This is a genomic window from Mesorhizobium sp. M0208 (assembly GCF_040322015.1).
GTDB lineage: Bacteria > Pseudomonadota > Alphaproteobacteria > Rhizobiales > Rhizobiaceae > Mesorhizobium.
In genome coordinates this window covers 49,398-62,282 of the sequence record NZ_JAMYSP010000026.1, presented here as the reverse complement: position 1 = coordinate 62,282, position 12,885 = coordinate 49,398, and the positions used below count along the sequence as shown (strand labels likewise).

At 61.7% G+C, this 12,885-nt stretch carries 13 protein-coding genes; 7 read left to right on the top strand and 6 right to left on the bottom strand.

Features of this window, described 5'->3' with window-relative positions:
* Nucleotides 1–55 precede the first annotated feature (55 nt).
* From NKJ17_RS23320 to pqqE, 6 genes are all read left to right on the top strand, one after another.
* The gene (locus NKJ17_RS23320; RefSeq protein WP_254819800.1) at nucleotides 56–580 is read left to right on the top strand and encodes a c-type cytochrome, methanol metabolism-related; all 525 of its coding nucleotides are present in this window, start codon (nucleotides 56–58) and stop codon (nucleotides 578–580) included.
* Between the two features lies 1 nt (nucleotide 581).
* Nucleotides 582–1,442: a substrate-binding domain-containing protein gene (locus NKJ17_RS23315; RefSeq protein WP_352690115.1), complete on the top strand. Its 861-nt coding sequence runs from the start codon at nucleotides 582–584 to the stop codon at nucleotides 1,440–1,442.
* Between the two features lie 462 nt (nucleotides 1,443–1,904).
* Nucleotides 1,905–2,843 carry a pyrroloquinoline quinone biosynthesis protein PqqB gene (gene pqqB / locus NKJ17_RS23310; protein WP_352690113.1) on the top strand — a complete coding sequence of 313 codons (939 nt, stop codon included), beginning with the start codon at nucleotides 1,905–1,907 and terminating at the stop codon, nucleotides 2,841–2,843.
* Entirely contained in the window at nucleotides 2,840–3,595 is a 756-nt protein-coding gene (gene pqqC / locus NKJ17_RS23305) for a pyrroloquinoline-quinone synthase PqqC (protein ID WP_352690111.1), read from the top strand. The genes pqqB and pqqC overlap by 4 nt, the downstream gene beginning before the upstream one ends.
* Complete coding sequence (gene pqqD / locus NKJ17_RS23300; RefSeq protein WP_352507736.1) at nucleotides 3,592–3,888, top strand: pyrroloquinoline quinone biosynthesis peptide chaperone PqqD; 297 nt, start codon at nucleotides 3,592–3,594, stop codon at nucleotides 3,886–3,888. Before pqqC ends, pqqD begins: the two co-directional genes overlap by 4 nt.
* Nucleotides 3,885–5,006: a pyrroloquinoline quinone biosynthesis protein PqqE gene (gene pqqE, locus NKJ17_RS23295; protein ID WP_352507735.1), complete on the top strand. Its 1,122-nt coding sequence runs from the start codon at nucleotides 3,885–3,887 to the stop codon at nucleotides 5,004–5,006. The genes pqqD and pqqE overlap by 4 nt, the downstream gene beginning before the upstream one ends.
* A gap of 22 nt (nucleotides 5,007–5,028) precedes the next feature.
* Here the strand turns inward: pqqE and fghA are convergent, their stop codons facing one another.
* The 6 genes from fghA to NKJ17_RS23265 form a co-directional block, all read right to left on the bottom strand.
* Nucleotides 5,029–5,868, bottom strand: coding sequence for an S-formylglutathione hydrolase (gene fghA / locus NKJ17_RS23290; RefSeq protein WP_502906565.1), 840 nt, complete (start codon nucleotides 5,866–5,868; stop codon nucleotides 5,029–5,031).
* 383 nt (nucleotides 5,869–6,251) lie between these two features.
* Nucleotides 6,252–6,470, bottom strand: coding sequence for a hypothetical protein (locus NKJ17_RS23285; RefSeq protein WP_352507733.1), 219 nt, complete (start codon nucleotides 6,468–6,470; stop codon nucleotides 6,252–6,254).
* Between the two features lie 286 nt (nucleotides 6,471–6,756).
* Nucleotides 6,757–8,211: an aldehyde dehydrogenase family protein gene (locus NKJ17_RS23280; protein ID WP_352690107.1), complete on the bottom strand. Its 1,455-nt coding sequence runs from the start codon at nucleotides 8,209–8,211 to the stop codon at nucleotides 6,757–6,759.
* The gene (locus NKJ17_RS23275; protein WP_352690105.1) at nucleotides 8,208–9,482 is read right to left on the bottom strand and encodes an NAD(P)/FAD-dependent oxidoreductase; all 1,275 of its coding nucleotides are present in this window, start codon (nucleotides 9,480–9,482) and stop codon (nucleotides 8,208–8,210) included. The genes NKJ17_RS23280 and NKJ17_RS23275 overlap by 4 nt, the downstream gene beginning before the upstream one ends.
* A 56-nt stretch (nucleotides 9,483–9,538) precedes the next feature.
* Nucleotides 9,539–10,717: an alanine racemase gene (locus NKJ17_RS23270; RefSeq protein ID WP_352690103.1), complete on the bottom strand. Its 1,179-nt coding sequence runs from the start codon at nucleotides 10,715–10,717 to the stop codon at nucleotides 9,539–9,541.
* A gap of 11 nt (nucleotides 10,718–10,728) precedes the next feature.
* A complete protein-coding gene (locus tag NKJ17_RS23265) occupies nucleotides 10,729–11,766 on the bottom strand; it encodes a GNAT family N-acetyltransferase (protein WP_352507729.1) in 1,038 nt (345 codons plus the stop codon).
* A 54-nt stretch (nucleotides 11,767–11,820) separates the two neighbouring features.
* Between NKJ17_RS23265 and NKJ17_RS23260 the strand changes: the two genes are divergently transcribed.
* On the top strand, nucleotides 11,821–12,759 hold the full coding sequence (locus NKJ17_RS23260) for an ornithine cyclodeaminase family protein (RefSeq protein WP_352507728.1): 939 nt from the start codon (nucleotides 11,821–11,823) through the stop codon (nucleotides 12,757–12,759).
* Nucleotides 12,760–12,885 lie beyond the last annotated feature (126 nt).

The window sequence follows — 12,885 nt, the reverse complement described above, 5'->3', positions numbered from 1 at the left end:
CAATGCCGCTGCACGACGGCAGCCAGTGTCCCTGGCAGATGAAGGAAGAGTCTGAATGATCGTTCGCATTGCAGTTTCCGCTCTCGCCCTGGTCCTGCTGCCTGTGGCCAGCTCAACTCTGGCACGGGCCGAAGACAGTATGGAAAAAGCCAAGGCGGTGAAGCAAGAAGGAGGCAAATATCTAGATGCGGACGGAAATCCGACCTACAAGATCGAAAACGGAACCGTCGATTGGTACACCTTCAGCGGGTACCGCCGGTATCACTCCGATTGCCATGTCTGTCACGGGCAGGACGCAACAGGTTCGAGCTATGCGCCTGCCCTGGTCAATAGTCTGAAAACCATGGACTACGCCACGTTCCTCTCGATCGTCGCCGAGGGCCGCAAGAATGTCGGCGGCGGCAAGGAAAACGTCATGCCTGCCTTTGGCGACAACAAGAACGTCTATTGTTACCTGGACGATCTCTACGTCTATCTGCGCGCGCGCGCTGATGGCGCGGCACCCCGCGGCAGGCCGCCCAAGCACGAAAACAAGGCTCAGGCAGCCAAGGATGCCGAAGCATCCTGCATGGGTGGATGATATGACCAGTACTGCATCGAAGCTGCGCGTCGTTCTGCCGATCCTCGGCGCGCTCGCCTTGCTGGCGTCGAACGTTCTGGCGCAAAATGCCGGGCTTGGCGCTGCGGGCGAACTGGTGGACCCCGACATTCTGCGCGTCTGCGCCGATCCTTCGAACATGCCCTTTACCGACAAGAACGGCCAAGGCTTCGAAAACAAGCTGGCTGAACTGGTTGCCAAGAAGACGGGGCGGAAATCAGTCGCCTACACATGGTTTCCCACTGTCGTCGGCTTTGTGCGCAACACGCTGGGGGCCAACCGATGCGACATCATCATGGGCTACGCCCAAGGCGACGAACTGGTGCAGAACACCAATGCCTACTATCGCTCCGCCTATGTGCTCGTATACCCCAAAGGCAACGGCATGGAAGGCATCGAGACGATCGAAGACCCGAAACTTTCCGGCAAGAGAATCGGCGTCGTCGAAAGCACGCCGCCAACCGCCAACATGGCCGCCAACAAGCTTCTGCGGACCGCCAAGATCTATCCACTCGCGGTGGATACGCGCGTCACTCCTTCCATGGGGGAGGTCATGATCAAGGACATGCTGGCCGGCAAGATTGACGCGGCGGTCCTGTGGGGGCCGATGGCAGGTTACTATGCCAGGGAACTCGGAGCCGATATCACCATTGTTCCGCTGCTGAAGGAAAAGAAAGGCTCGCGCATGTCCTACCGCATCACCATGGGCGTACGTCCGTCCGACCAGGAATGGAAGCGGACGCTCAACCGGGTGATCAGGGAGAACCAGGCGGAGATCACCAAGCTCCTGCTGGGTTATAATGTGCCGCTGATCGACGAGCACGATAATCCGATTACGCAATAGTCGGGATGGGTGAGGAGGAGGACAAACCTGCGCGATGAAAAATTTAAGAGAAGGCTACAGCTATTTTCGATCGTTTTGTTTTTCGGCCTTTCAAAACCTTGTGTTTCATTTGTCCATTTGAGACGTGATGGACGAGCCATTGCTTCGGTGCCCTGCAATGGTTGGCTAACCACCGGATCGGCCCCTTCGGGCTGGTAGAAGAGGAGAAATGTTATGAAGAAGAGCTGGACAAAACCGACGATGTGTCAGGTTGCTGCGGGCTTTGAAATTTCGCGGTATCTGCCTGCTGAGATTACTCCCAAGAAGTAGGCCGCAGAGGTGCGTGTCCCTGGCAACAGGGGCACGCATCCCCTTGCCGCATGGGTTTTTCGTGAAAGATCTTGAGGCACGCAAAGCGAGCGGGACGTTTTTTGCGGCTGCAAATTGGCTGCTGGTCAGAGAAGCCGCGGGGCGGGCGTTTTCATGCGCTTGAGAATCATCGGATCGGCGGCCGGCGGTGGCTTTCCGCAGTGGAACTGCAATTATCGTCTGAGCCGTGCGACTCGCACCGGGATGGCTGGCGTGCATTCACGAACCCAATCAAGTGTCGCCGCGTCGGCGGATGGGCTCGGCTGGGTTCTGTTCAACGCGTCACCCGACATTCGCCAGCAGATCGCGGCAACGCCTGAATTGCAGCCCGCGCACGATGCGCCGCTGCGCTCGACGCCCATTCGCGCGGTGCTACTGACCAATGCCGATGTCGATCATATCGCCGGCCTGCTCAGCCTGCGTGAGCGGCAGCCTTTCGCTATCTATGCAACGACACAGGTTCTGGCGACGCTGGAGGCGAATTCGATTTTCAATGTCCTCGATCCGGCGCTCGTGCCGCGACGCATCTTGCCACCGGCGCAAGAATTGGCGATCTGCGACGCAGACGGCCACGACACCGGCGTGGCTGTCGAGAGCTTTCCCGTGCCCGGGAAGATAGCGCTCTATCTCGAAGAAAGAGGTCAGCCGGATGCGAATTTCAGCTCTGACGCCGGCGACACGATCGGCGTCCGTATCGCCGGTGCCGGCAGTCGCGGCTCCGTCTTCTACATCCCCGGCTGCGCCCGCATTGATGCGACCCTGCGCACGCGTCTAGCCGATGCCGCATGCCTTCTGTTCGACGGCACCGTCTTCACCGACGACGAGATGATTGCTGCCGGCGTTGGCGAAAAGACGGGTGCGCGCATGGGGCATCTGGCAATGTCGGGAGACGCAGGATCGATCGCCGGCTTGGCCGATGTGAGGATCGGCCGTCGTGTCTTCGTCCACATCAACAACACCAATCCTGTTCTGGACGAGAATTCTCCCGAGCATGCAGCAGTCGCAGCGGCTGGCTGGGAAGTGGCCCGCGACGGGATGGAGATGGAACTTTGAGTGATTTCCACCACGCAGCCAGCAACGGCCTGTCCTCCAGAGAGCTCGAAGCCGTGCTGCGGCAGGTCGGTGCCCAGCGCTATCACAACCGCCATCCTTTCCATCACAGGATGACCAGCGGTGCGTTGTCGAGGACCGAGATGCAGGCCTGGGCGCTGAACCGCTATTGCTATCAGGCTGTCATTCCGCGCAAGGATGCCATGATCCTCGCGCACGCCGAGGATCCGGCGTTTCGCGCCGCCTGGCGCAAACGCATCGAGGATCATGACGGCGAGGACGGCTGGAGCGGCGGTATTGCGCGCTGGTTGCACCTGGCGACCTCGCTCGGTCTGGATGCCGACGCGGTGAAGAGCGAGAGGCTGGCCCTGCCGGCGACACGTTTTGCGGTTGGCGCTTACCTCTCCTTTTGCACGAACCGGACCCTGCTGGAGGCGGTCGCGTCGTCGCTGACCGAGATGTTCTCGCCGCTCATCATCGGCGAGCGGGTACCCGCGATGCTGGCCAGATACGATTACATCACCGAGGATACGCTGGCCTATTTCAGCCGACGGCCCGAACAGGCCTCACGCGACGCCGACTTCGCTCTTGCCTATGTGCTCGAACATGCCGACACGGCGGAACGCCAGCAGCGGGCGATCGATGCACTCGTGTTCAAATGCGATATACTCTGGGCCATGCTCGACGCGCTTCAACACGCCTATGGCGAGCCGGGCAATATCCCGCCCGGCGCCTTCCGTCCGGAGGGCCCATGATGGCACTGCGCGAAAGAGCCATGGTGTCGCCGCAGTCGGTTCCATCGCTGCCGAAGCACGTGCGCATACAGTATGACCCCGTGCGCCAGGGGTTCGCCGTGCTTTCGCCTGAAAAGGTGTTCTGGCCAAACGACATCAGCCTCGACATATTGCGCCGCTGCGATGGGCGGTCCACGGTCGGCCACATCGTTGCCGGCCTTGCCGCAGATTATGATGCGGAACAGGAGGCTGTGGCGGCCGATGTCATTGCCTTCCTGCAGGAATGGTCGGACAAGCTGCTGGTGAAGCTATGAGCGAGCCCCCTCTCCCCCCGATCGGCATGCTGGCGGAACTGACGCATCGCTGCCCGCTGCAATGCCCCTATTGCTCCAACCCGCTCGAATTGCTGAAGGCCAATCGCGAACTCGACACGCAGAGCTGGCTCGACTTGTTCTCGCAGGCGGCCGATCTTGGCGTTCTCCAGGTGCATCTGTCTGGCGGTGAACCGACGCTGCGTCGCGATCTTGAGCAATTGATCGCCGGGCTTTCGGCGCGTGGCGTCTACACCAACCTGATCACCGCCGGCGTCGGCATTGCGGATGGCCGTATCGAGGCATTTGCCGAAGCCGGGCTCGACCATCTGCAACTGAGCTTTCAAGGCGCACGGCCGGCGACCACCGAGCGCATCGGCAATCACAGGGGCAGCCACGAAAAGAAGCTGGAAACGGCACGCCGCGCCCGCGCGGCCGGCTTGCCGCTTACCATCAACGCGCCGATCCATCGCCACAATATCGAGGAGGTACCGGAATTCATCGATCTGGCCCTTTCGCTGGATGCGGAGCGTCTCGAGATAGCCAACGTGCAGTACGCCGGCTGGGCGCTGACCAATCGCGATCAACTGATGCCCGAGCGTGCTGCCGTCGATCGGCAGGCGGAGATCGTCGCAGAGGCGCGCGAACGGCTCACCGGCATCATGAACATCGATTTCGTCACGCCGGATTATTTCGCCATCTATCCCAAGCCATGCATGGGCGGCTGGGCGCGCGACGCCTTCATGGTGACGCCAGACGGCACCGTACTGCCATGCCATGCCGCCCAGACCATCCCGTCGCTCAGCTTCGAGCGTTTTGGACCTCGCAGCCTGGCCGCGATCTGGACCGATTCCCCGGCATTTAATGCCTTTCGAGGCACGGACTGGATGCAGGAGCCCTGCCGCAACTGTGAGCGGCGCGAGATCGACTGGGGCGGCTGCCGCTGCCAGGCGATGGCAATCGCCGGCGACGCCGCCGTGACGGACCCGGCTTGCGCGAAATCGCCGATCCATGCGCGCATGGCAATGCTGATCGACGAAGCCCAGCGCGCTGCGACGGTTCCTTCGAAGGACGAACTGTTCGTCTACCGGCGTATCGGCGTCGTCACCGAGCCGGCCTGACTGCCGACCTATTCCTACGGACTTAGCCTCGTGAAAGCCGTTCGGCATGCCACGTCATATGGTCCTGCATGAATGTCGAAATGAAAAAATAGGAGTGATCGTAGTCATCCTGCATCCGCAATTTCAACGGAATGCCTGCTTTGGAGCACGCGTCTTCGAGCAGCCAAGGCCTGAGGCCCTCCTTGAGGAAACCGTCTGACGTCCCCTGATCGACCAGGAATTCCGGGAAACGGTATCCGTCCTCGATGAGCGAAGTGGCATCGTAGCGCCGCCACGAGGCCTCATCCAGGCCGAGATATTTTTTGAAAGCCGGCTTCGACCAGCCGGCTGTGCTTGGTTGCACGATCGGCGCAAAGGCCGAGCAACTTCTGAAACGCGCGGGATTTTTCAGTGCGATCGTCAGCGCGCCATGCCCGCCCATCGAATGGCCGAAGATCGACTGGCGCGCCATATCGGCGGGAAATTCGCGCCCGATTACGGCTGGCAGTTCCTCGACGATATAGGAATACATGCGATAGTTCTTGGCATACGGCTCTTGCGTGGCGTCGAGGTAGAAACCGGCGCCGGTGCCGAACTGCCAATTGTCCTTTTCATCTGGAATGTCGGCACCACGCGGGCTGGTGTCGGGACAAACGACGATGAAGCCAAGTTCGGCGGCAATACGTCTGTATTCTCCTTTTTCCATTACATTCGCATGCGTGCAGGTGAGTCCGGAGAGGTACCACACCACGGGGCAACGCCTTTCCCGCGCCTGCGGAGGCACGAAAATGGCAAACGTCATTTCGCACGAGCAGCTCGTCGAGAGATGAGAGTAAACGTGCTGGGCACCGCCATGCGACTTGGCAGTCGAGACGAGTTTCAGGTGCTCTGGCAAATATGCTTCTCCGCCAATTTTTTTGACCGCCGACCGTAGCCTCTACGACATCGTGGGCGATCGCGGCAACCTTGGTGGGCTGGCTGGCGCGCAGGGCTCTTGATCGGAGCCGGGATGGCCAACACTGCCCAGTACCTCAGCAATGATTCCGGGAGGACGAGCTCTGCGCAAATGCACCGTGGCTTTCAGCGGCGACAGCAGGTTCGACGCGGCTATGGCGGACGAGCACGCACGCGTCATCGCGTGGGTTCGCAGCATGCGTGACCAGGGACCGAGCAAGAAAGTGTTGCGGGTGATAGTTACCTCCTAATAGGAGGGCTCCTAAGCACGACACCAACTTTCCGACTCTTAGCCACCCTGTGAGCCGACGGCTATTTCCGACCGTCGAAAGCCACGGACAGGCCCAGGGCAGTTGCTGCCTCGACGATCGCCTCGGTCAGCTCTTCGTCGGATGCGACCAGATAAGGGGCGGCTTGCCGTGCTGCGTTTAATGTCGCTGTGACCGAGATAGTGTCACCACGATCCTCCCTATTGAGGACTGCGGCGATTGCCTGCTCTACTACCGGACTGACCCTCTGCACCTTACTCATCCAACCCTCCCCATAGCTGCCCATAGTGATGGTACTCTATCCGTGGTTGTGTTCCAAATCGATGTACGAAAACGTACACACTCGATCGGCTGAACCGCTACGGCCAGACATCTCTAATTTCGACGGCATTCGGGATCGACCAAGCCTGGCTAGCGGCCTCGACCGGTTTCTCAGCAGATGGCTAGCGCGCTGCAGAGCCATGTCAAATTGCCAGGTACGTACGCGAGCCCGGTCCAGGAGCTCGGCTCGGCCCACGGGCGCCCCCTGCGCTGGGCGAAGATGTCGCCTAGAAATAGCCGAGGATGGATTTTACCTCGAGATACTCCAACATGCCCTCGATCCCATATTCGCGTCCGTTTCCAGACTGCTTGAAACCGCCAAACGGGGCGTGCGGATCCCAGGCCGGGTAGTTGAGATGCACCTGACCGGAGCGGATCCGCGAGGCCACGTCCCTGACGGCGTCCACATCCTGGCCCTGCACATGAGCCCCCAGACCGTAGACCGTATCATTGGCGATGGTGACGGCCTCCTCGACTGTGTCGTAGGGGATGATGCAGAGAACTGGCCCGAAGACCTCGTCCTGGGCAATGCGCATGGTCGTGCGCACGTCGGAAAAGATGGTCGGCCTCACATAGAACCCGACGCTCAGATCGTGCGCACGGCCCGGTCCGCCGGTGAGGAGCCTGGCGCCCTCAGAAATGCCGACGCCGATCATGGTTTGGATGCGGTCGAATTGGGCACGGTTTGCGATTGCACCATGAGTAGTGGCTTCGCAAAGAGGATCGCCAATGACAATCTGGGCTGCGGCCCTTTTGGCGATTGCCTCGATCTCGGAGAGCCGCGGGCGTGGCACGATCATGCGCGTCGGGGCACTGCATGACTGGCCGAGATTGCGGAAGGCGGCGGCTACGCCCAGAGAAACGGCGCGATCGAGATCTGCGTCCGGCAGGATCACGTTCGGCGACTTGCCGCCCAGCTCCTGCGCGACACGCTTGACAGTCGTCGCTGCCGCCTGGGCCACCGCAATGCCCGCGCGGGTGGACCCGGTAATGGAGATCATGTCGACATCCGCATGGGAGGCGAGACCCATACCCACGCCTGGACCATCACCTTGCAGGAGGTTGAAAACCCCGGCAGGGAAGCCGGCTTCCTCGATTGCCTCGGTGAATAGCAGGGCGTCCAAGGGAGAAAGCTCACTCGGCTTCAGCACGATCGTGCAGCCTGCAGCGAGCGCCGGCGAAACCTTGGCGGTGATCTGGTAAAGCGGCCAGTTCCACGGCGTGATCAGGGCGCAGACACCGATCGGTTCGTGGGTGACGGCGGTTTGCCCCCGTTGCGTGACGAAGCGAAAGTCTGTCAGCACATCGCGAGCGACCTTAACATGCGTGATCGCCAGCGGCACCTGGGCGCTGCGCGCATAGCCGATCGCCGCGCCCATTTCGAGGCTCAGGCATTGAGCCAGCAGTTCGCCGCGCGCCTCGAGCAGCGCGTGCAGGCGATCGAGCAGACCCGCGCGGTCTTCTGGCGTGGTCCGACTCCAGGTGGCGAATGCCCGCCGGGCCGCTGCAACGGCCGCGTCAACGTCCTTGCCATTTCCAAGCGGAAACTGGCTCACAACCTCTTCTGTGGCGGGATTGACGACGACGCCCGTCGCGGTGCCGCTCGGCTCAACCCATTGACCGTCGATGAAGAACTTGTCCAGGTGGCCGTTGCGGGCCAGGTGTTCTAGAGGCGTCATCACCCTACAAGATCCTTCATGCGGTAATAGGCGCCGAGAATCGGCAGGAACCAGGGGCGCCCGAAATAACCGGGGATCGCTGGCCAGTCGAAATCCTTCCAGGGATTGAGCTCGGGGCGCCCGTCCATGACGTCGGCCATGATGGTGCCCATCAACGTCGACATCTGGGTCCCGTGTCCGCTGTAGCCCATCGAGTAATAGATGCCATCGCGCACTCCGGCGCGCGGCAGGCGATCGCGGGTCATATCGACCATGCCGCCCCAGCAGTAGTCGATGCGGGTGCCGGCCAGTTCCGGAAAGACCTCGACCATCGCCGCCTTGAGTATCCGGCCGCTTTTTTCGTCGGATTGAGGGTTGGACACGGCAAAGCGCGCCCTCCCGCCGAACAGAAGGCGATTGTCCGGCGTGAGCCGCCAGTAGACAACGAGATTGCGCGTGTCGACGACATTGCGACGGGTCGGCATGAGGCGCTCGAGTTGCGAAGGCGACAGCGGTTCGGTCACGATCAGAAATGCGCCGACCGGGATCATGCGCCGGCGGATCCAGCCGAGCGGGCCAACCTGGGAAATGCCGCTTGCCAACAGGACCTGCCGCGCGACGATCTTGCCCTTTGGCGTCGTTACCTCATGCCCGCCTGAAACCTTGCGCATCGCAATGACAGGCGAGCGTTCATGGACCTCTGCGCCACCCCGGGCAGCGGCGGTCGCGAGGCCCCTGACGAACCGGCCGACATGCATGGCCGCGCTCTTGGGAAAGAGCAGCCCGCCATGGTAGCGGTTGGTGCCGACTTCGGTTTGCAGGTCCTCGCGCGCGATCATCCTGGTGTCGGGATCGACATTGGCAGCCAGTAGTTCCTGGCTGCGCGCCAGCATGTCGTAGTGCTCGGGCTTGGCGGCAAGCTTGAGCTTGCCGACGCGGGAGAAGCTGCAGTCGATCTTCTCTTCCTGCACCAACCGCGCGACCATATCGACGCCGGCGTCGAACGCCTTGTACAGCGCATTTGCGGCAGGCTTGCCGTGCTTGCCAGCCATGATTGCATAGTTCTGGGCAAAGCCGTTGTTGCACATGCCGCCATTGCGGCCGGACGCGGCATTGCCGATCGTTTCGGCCTCCAACAGGGCAACCCGGGCGCCCTTTTTGGCAAGGGCCAGCGCGGCGGAGGAGCCGGTCAAGCCGCCGCCCACAATCGCCACGTCGTAGTGGCCTTCGAGCGGTTTGGACGACCCTTCATTGAACGGCTGAGACGTATCCAGCCAGTAAGAGGTAAGCTTCATTTTCTTGACCACCGGTGTTGATTTGAGTGGGGCGACATCCGAGCCTAGTCGCGCGCCTACCAGCCGCGCATCCGCTCCCAACGTGCTTCAATCTTGGGGCTGGCCCCGTTGACGACGCTGTAGAAATCATGCTGGGCGGCCATCGCACACGCATGGTTGGGCAGAATCCGGACCCGAGTCCCGAGCGGCAGCTCGGGCATGGACTTTCCAGAACCGGCACGAATGGCGAGGATACCGTGTTCCTGGCTGGCCTGGGCCACGATCACATCTTCAAGCACCCGCCCCTTTTCGTCGCAGACCAGGCCGTAACCCTGGTCGATCTGCTGGTTTGCGGTTCCCCGGTCGCGCGAAAGCGCCATCCATCCGGCGTCAACCAGCACCCATCCCTTTTCCGGCTTGGACCCGATCACCGTGGCCAATACGGAAATCGCGATGTCGTCGAGTTCGCACACCCCAACGCCGTGCTGGACCAGGTCGAAGAACATGTAGACCCCGGCGCGCAGCTCCGTGACCCCCTCAAGATTGCTGGCGAAATGCGCTGTCGGCGTCGAGCCGACGCTGACGATCGGGCAGGCATGGCCATGGGCGCGCAGGATTTCAGCGGCGCGCACCGTGGCTGAACGCTCGTTCTCGCCTGCCTTGACCAGCGCATCGGGCGTGTTCAAGCCATAGGATTCGCCTGCATGGGCGAGAACGCCGACGAGTTTGGCACTGGCCGCGACGACACTGCCGGCCACGTCGAGCAACTTCGGGTCGTCCGGCCTCAAGCCACCGCGATGGTCATCGCAGTCCAGTTCGATGAAAACAGATGGGGTCATACCGGTGGCTTCGCGGACGCTGGCTAGGGCATCGGCCTGCTCGACCGAATCGAGCAACAGCTTCACACCAGCGCCGGTGCGGCGACAAAGCTCCATGGCCCGCTTGGCCGAGGCCGGCGAGATGCCGACCGCATAGGTCATGTCTCGAAAGCCATGGCCCGCGAAATACTCCGCCTCGGCGATGGTCGAGACCGTGATCGGTCCGGGTTCGCGGTGAAGCGGGTATCGGGCGACATCGATGCTCTTGGCCGTCTTCATATGCGGGCGCAGCACCACGCCAAGCTTCCTGGCGCGCTCAGCCAAGCGCTGAATGTTGCGTCCGAGCCGCCCACGGTCGAGAAGCAGCGCCGGCGTGACCAAGGCGTCGATCGTCCTAGCCGTCTCGCTCACTGCCAGGTTTGCGGCCACCTTGTTCATAATCTCGTTTCCTAAGTGAACGACTGGTTTGCCAACGCATACATATGGGCTGGCCCCTCGGCGACGGGTCGTTGTCCTTTGACCATGGCGGTCGCAGTGCCGGACCGCTGCAGGCCAAGGCTCGCAAGCCAGTCGCCCAATCCATCCTCGGCATAGACGTCGATGCGAACGAATTGATTGTGAAGCTTCGAAAGCTGGGCCAGGATCAGAAGCCGCGCGTCGTGGTCGCTCTCGGCTGCACAAGGGCCGACGACATAGCCGCGGCCAAACCTCCTCGCGACAGCGTAGCCTGCAATCCGTCCCCTGCGCTCGATGACCAATGCGTTGCCCACATCGGCGAGCGCAGCCACCATCGCCAGCCGGGGCATGCCTGTGGCCCGTTCGTCGAAGGCCTGGATCGCCGCTAGGTCAGAGGCTGTCGCTTGACGGACGTCGTCGCGGGTACTCCGCGTCACGGTGACAGCCAGCGAGCCCTGGTGCTGAAGCACCGTGCCCCAGGCAGTGAAGCCGCGTCGCTTGTAGAGCGCCAGCCCCTCTTCGGTTGAGTTGAGCAGCAGGTTGCGACCGAGTGTCGCCTCAAGCAATCCATCAAAGAGCCGGGCGCCGTTGCCACCGCCTTGCGCGGAGCCAGTAACTATGATCATCCCGACCGAGGCATAGGACTGTCCGTAATTCCAGGACATGGCCGTGCCAATCACCTGTCCTGCCCGCTCAAGGACCAGGCCATTGCCGACCATCAGGGCAAATTCCCAATCCTCCTGACGGTAGGGCCAGGCCATCTCCTGCGACAGCTTCAGTGCGCCCGGCAAATGGCGGGTTTCCAATTCCATCAGCTCGATCGGGGCGCTGACGATATCTCTGTCATGCTCAAAGGCCATAAGGTGCAACGCTGTCAGTTGATCCAGAGTCGGATTGACGTCGGATCTTAGGGTCGCGCCCGGCGGACAGATTTCGCTGCTGTTTTGCCCCTTCAAATCAGCGGTATTATTCGTTTTATGCAGTTCCTCGGCATGCCAAATCGCGCAAATCGGGCGAGGAATACCTGGCACCTTGAATCGCAGCTTCGTGGTTGCCCGATCGGCGATGCCCAGGAGGAATTTTGGATGATCTACATCAGCGAAGAGGAGTCAGCCGCCCTCGTCACACATGAACTTGCTTTCGAGGCGGCGCGCGAGGCTCTCGTGGCGGCAGCATCGCGGCAGAGCTGGGTCTTTCCGGCTGTTCTCGGGCGCACACAGGAGGTGACCAATACCTTCTCAATCAAATCCGGTTCGTCGGGCGAGCTGACCGGCGTGAAAATTGGCTCCTTCTGGTCGGGCAACCCGGCACGTGGCCTTCCCCGCCACAACTCGAGCATCGTGCTGCTCGATCAGCATACAGGTCGGCTGGGTGCCGTAGTCGAGGCCGGGAAGGTCAACGCCTACAGGACGGCCGCCGCCGACGCGGTTGCGGCCGATCTTCTTGCGCGCAAGCAAGCCAAGGTGCTGGCGATCTTCGGGGCCGGCAACCAGGCGAGCTTCGAAGTGATGGCGCTGGCACGCATCCGCCCAATCGAAACAGTGCTGGTCGTGGCCCGGCCTTCGCCGCGGCGCGACGCTTTTGTCGATCAGATCGGCGAAAGGGGACTGAAGGCGCGCGCTGCCTTGCCGGAAGAAGCCGTGCGCACGGCCGACATCGTGGTGACGGCGACACCCGCACGCGAACCGCTGTTCGATGCCGCTTGGGTGGGACCCGGAACCCATATCGTCAGCATCGGGTCGGATGCTCCGGGCAAACGCGAATTGCCGAGCGAATTGTTTCGCAAGGCACGTCTGTTTTGTGATCTGCTTTCCCAGTCCGTCCAGATCGGCGAGTTCCAACACGTGCGCGACGAAATCGACGCCGGCGTGCTTGCGGTAACACCAATCGGCGACGTTGTTGAAAGGCGTGCGCTCGGACGCCACTTCGACAATGAGATCACGGTCTTCGACAGTTCCGGCATCTCCCTGCAGGACCTCTACATGGCCGACGCGCTGATCCGCGCAAAGGCGTCCCACCGCTGATCAGTTTTCGCACCGAGTCCCCAGTCCCGACAGATTTTTCGACACGGCAACAAGGTGGCCGCGCGCGATCCTGCAGTCGTATCAGCGGCGGGCGCGCCAAAGGGGTGCCCGCATGAACCACGGATC

Excerpts from the sequence above, each read along its gene's own strand:
- NKJ17_RS23270 (WP_352690103.1), bottom strand. The coding sequence starts at position 10,717 with ATGAACAAGGTGGCCGCAAACCTGGCAGTGAGCGAGACGGCTAGGACG.
- NKJ17_RS23285 (WP_352507733.1), bottom strand. The coding sequence starts at position 6,470 with ATGAGTAAGGTGCAGAGGGTCAGTCCGGTAGTAGAGCAGGCAATCGCC.
- NKJ17_RS23320 (WP_254819800.1), top strand. The coding sequence starts at position 56 with ATGATCGTTCGCATTGCAGTTTCCGCTCTCGCCCTGGTCCTGCTGCCT.
- pqqB (WP_352690113.1), top strand. The coding sequence starts at position 1,905 with ATGCGCTTGAGAATCATCGGATCGGCGGCCGGCGGTGGCTTTCCGCAG.
- NKJ17_RS23260 (WP_352507728.1), top strand. The coding sequence starts at position 11,821 with ATGATCTACATCAGCGAAGAGGAGTCAGCCGCCCTCGTCACACATGAA.
- pqqE (WP_352507735.1), top strand. The coding sequence starts at position 3,885 with ATGAGCGAGCCCCCTCTCCCCCCGATCGGCATGCTGGCGGAACTGACG.
- NKJ17_RS23315 (WP_352690115.1), top strand. The coding sequence starts at position 582 with ATGACCAGTACTGCATCGAAGCTGCGCGTCGTTCTGCCGATCCTCGGC.
- NKJ17_RS23275 (WP_352690105.1), bottom strand. The coding sequence starts at position 9,482 with ATGAAGCTTACCTCTTACTGGCTGGATACGTCTCAGCCGTTCAATGAA.
- pqqD (WP_352507736.1), top strand. The coding sequence starts at position 3,592 with ATGATGGCACTGCGCGAAAGAGCCATGGTGTCGCCGCAGTCGGTTCCA.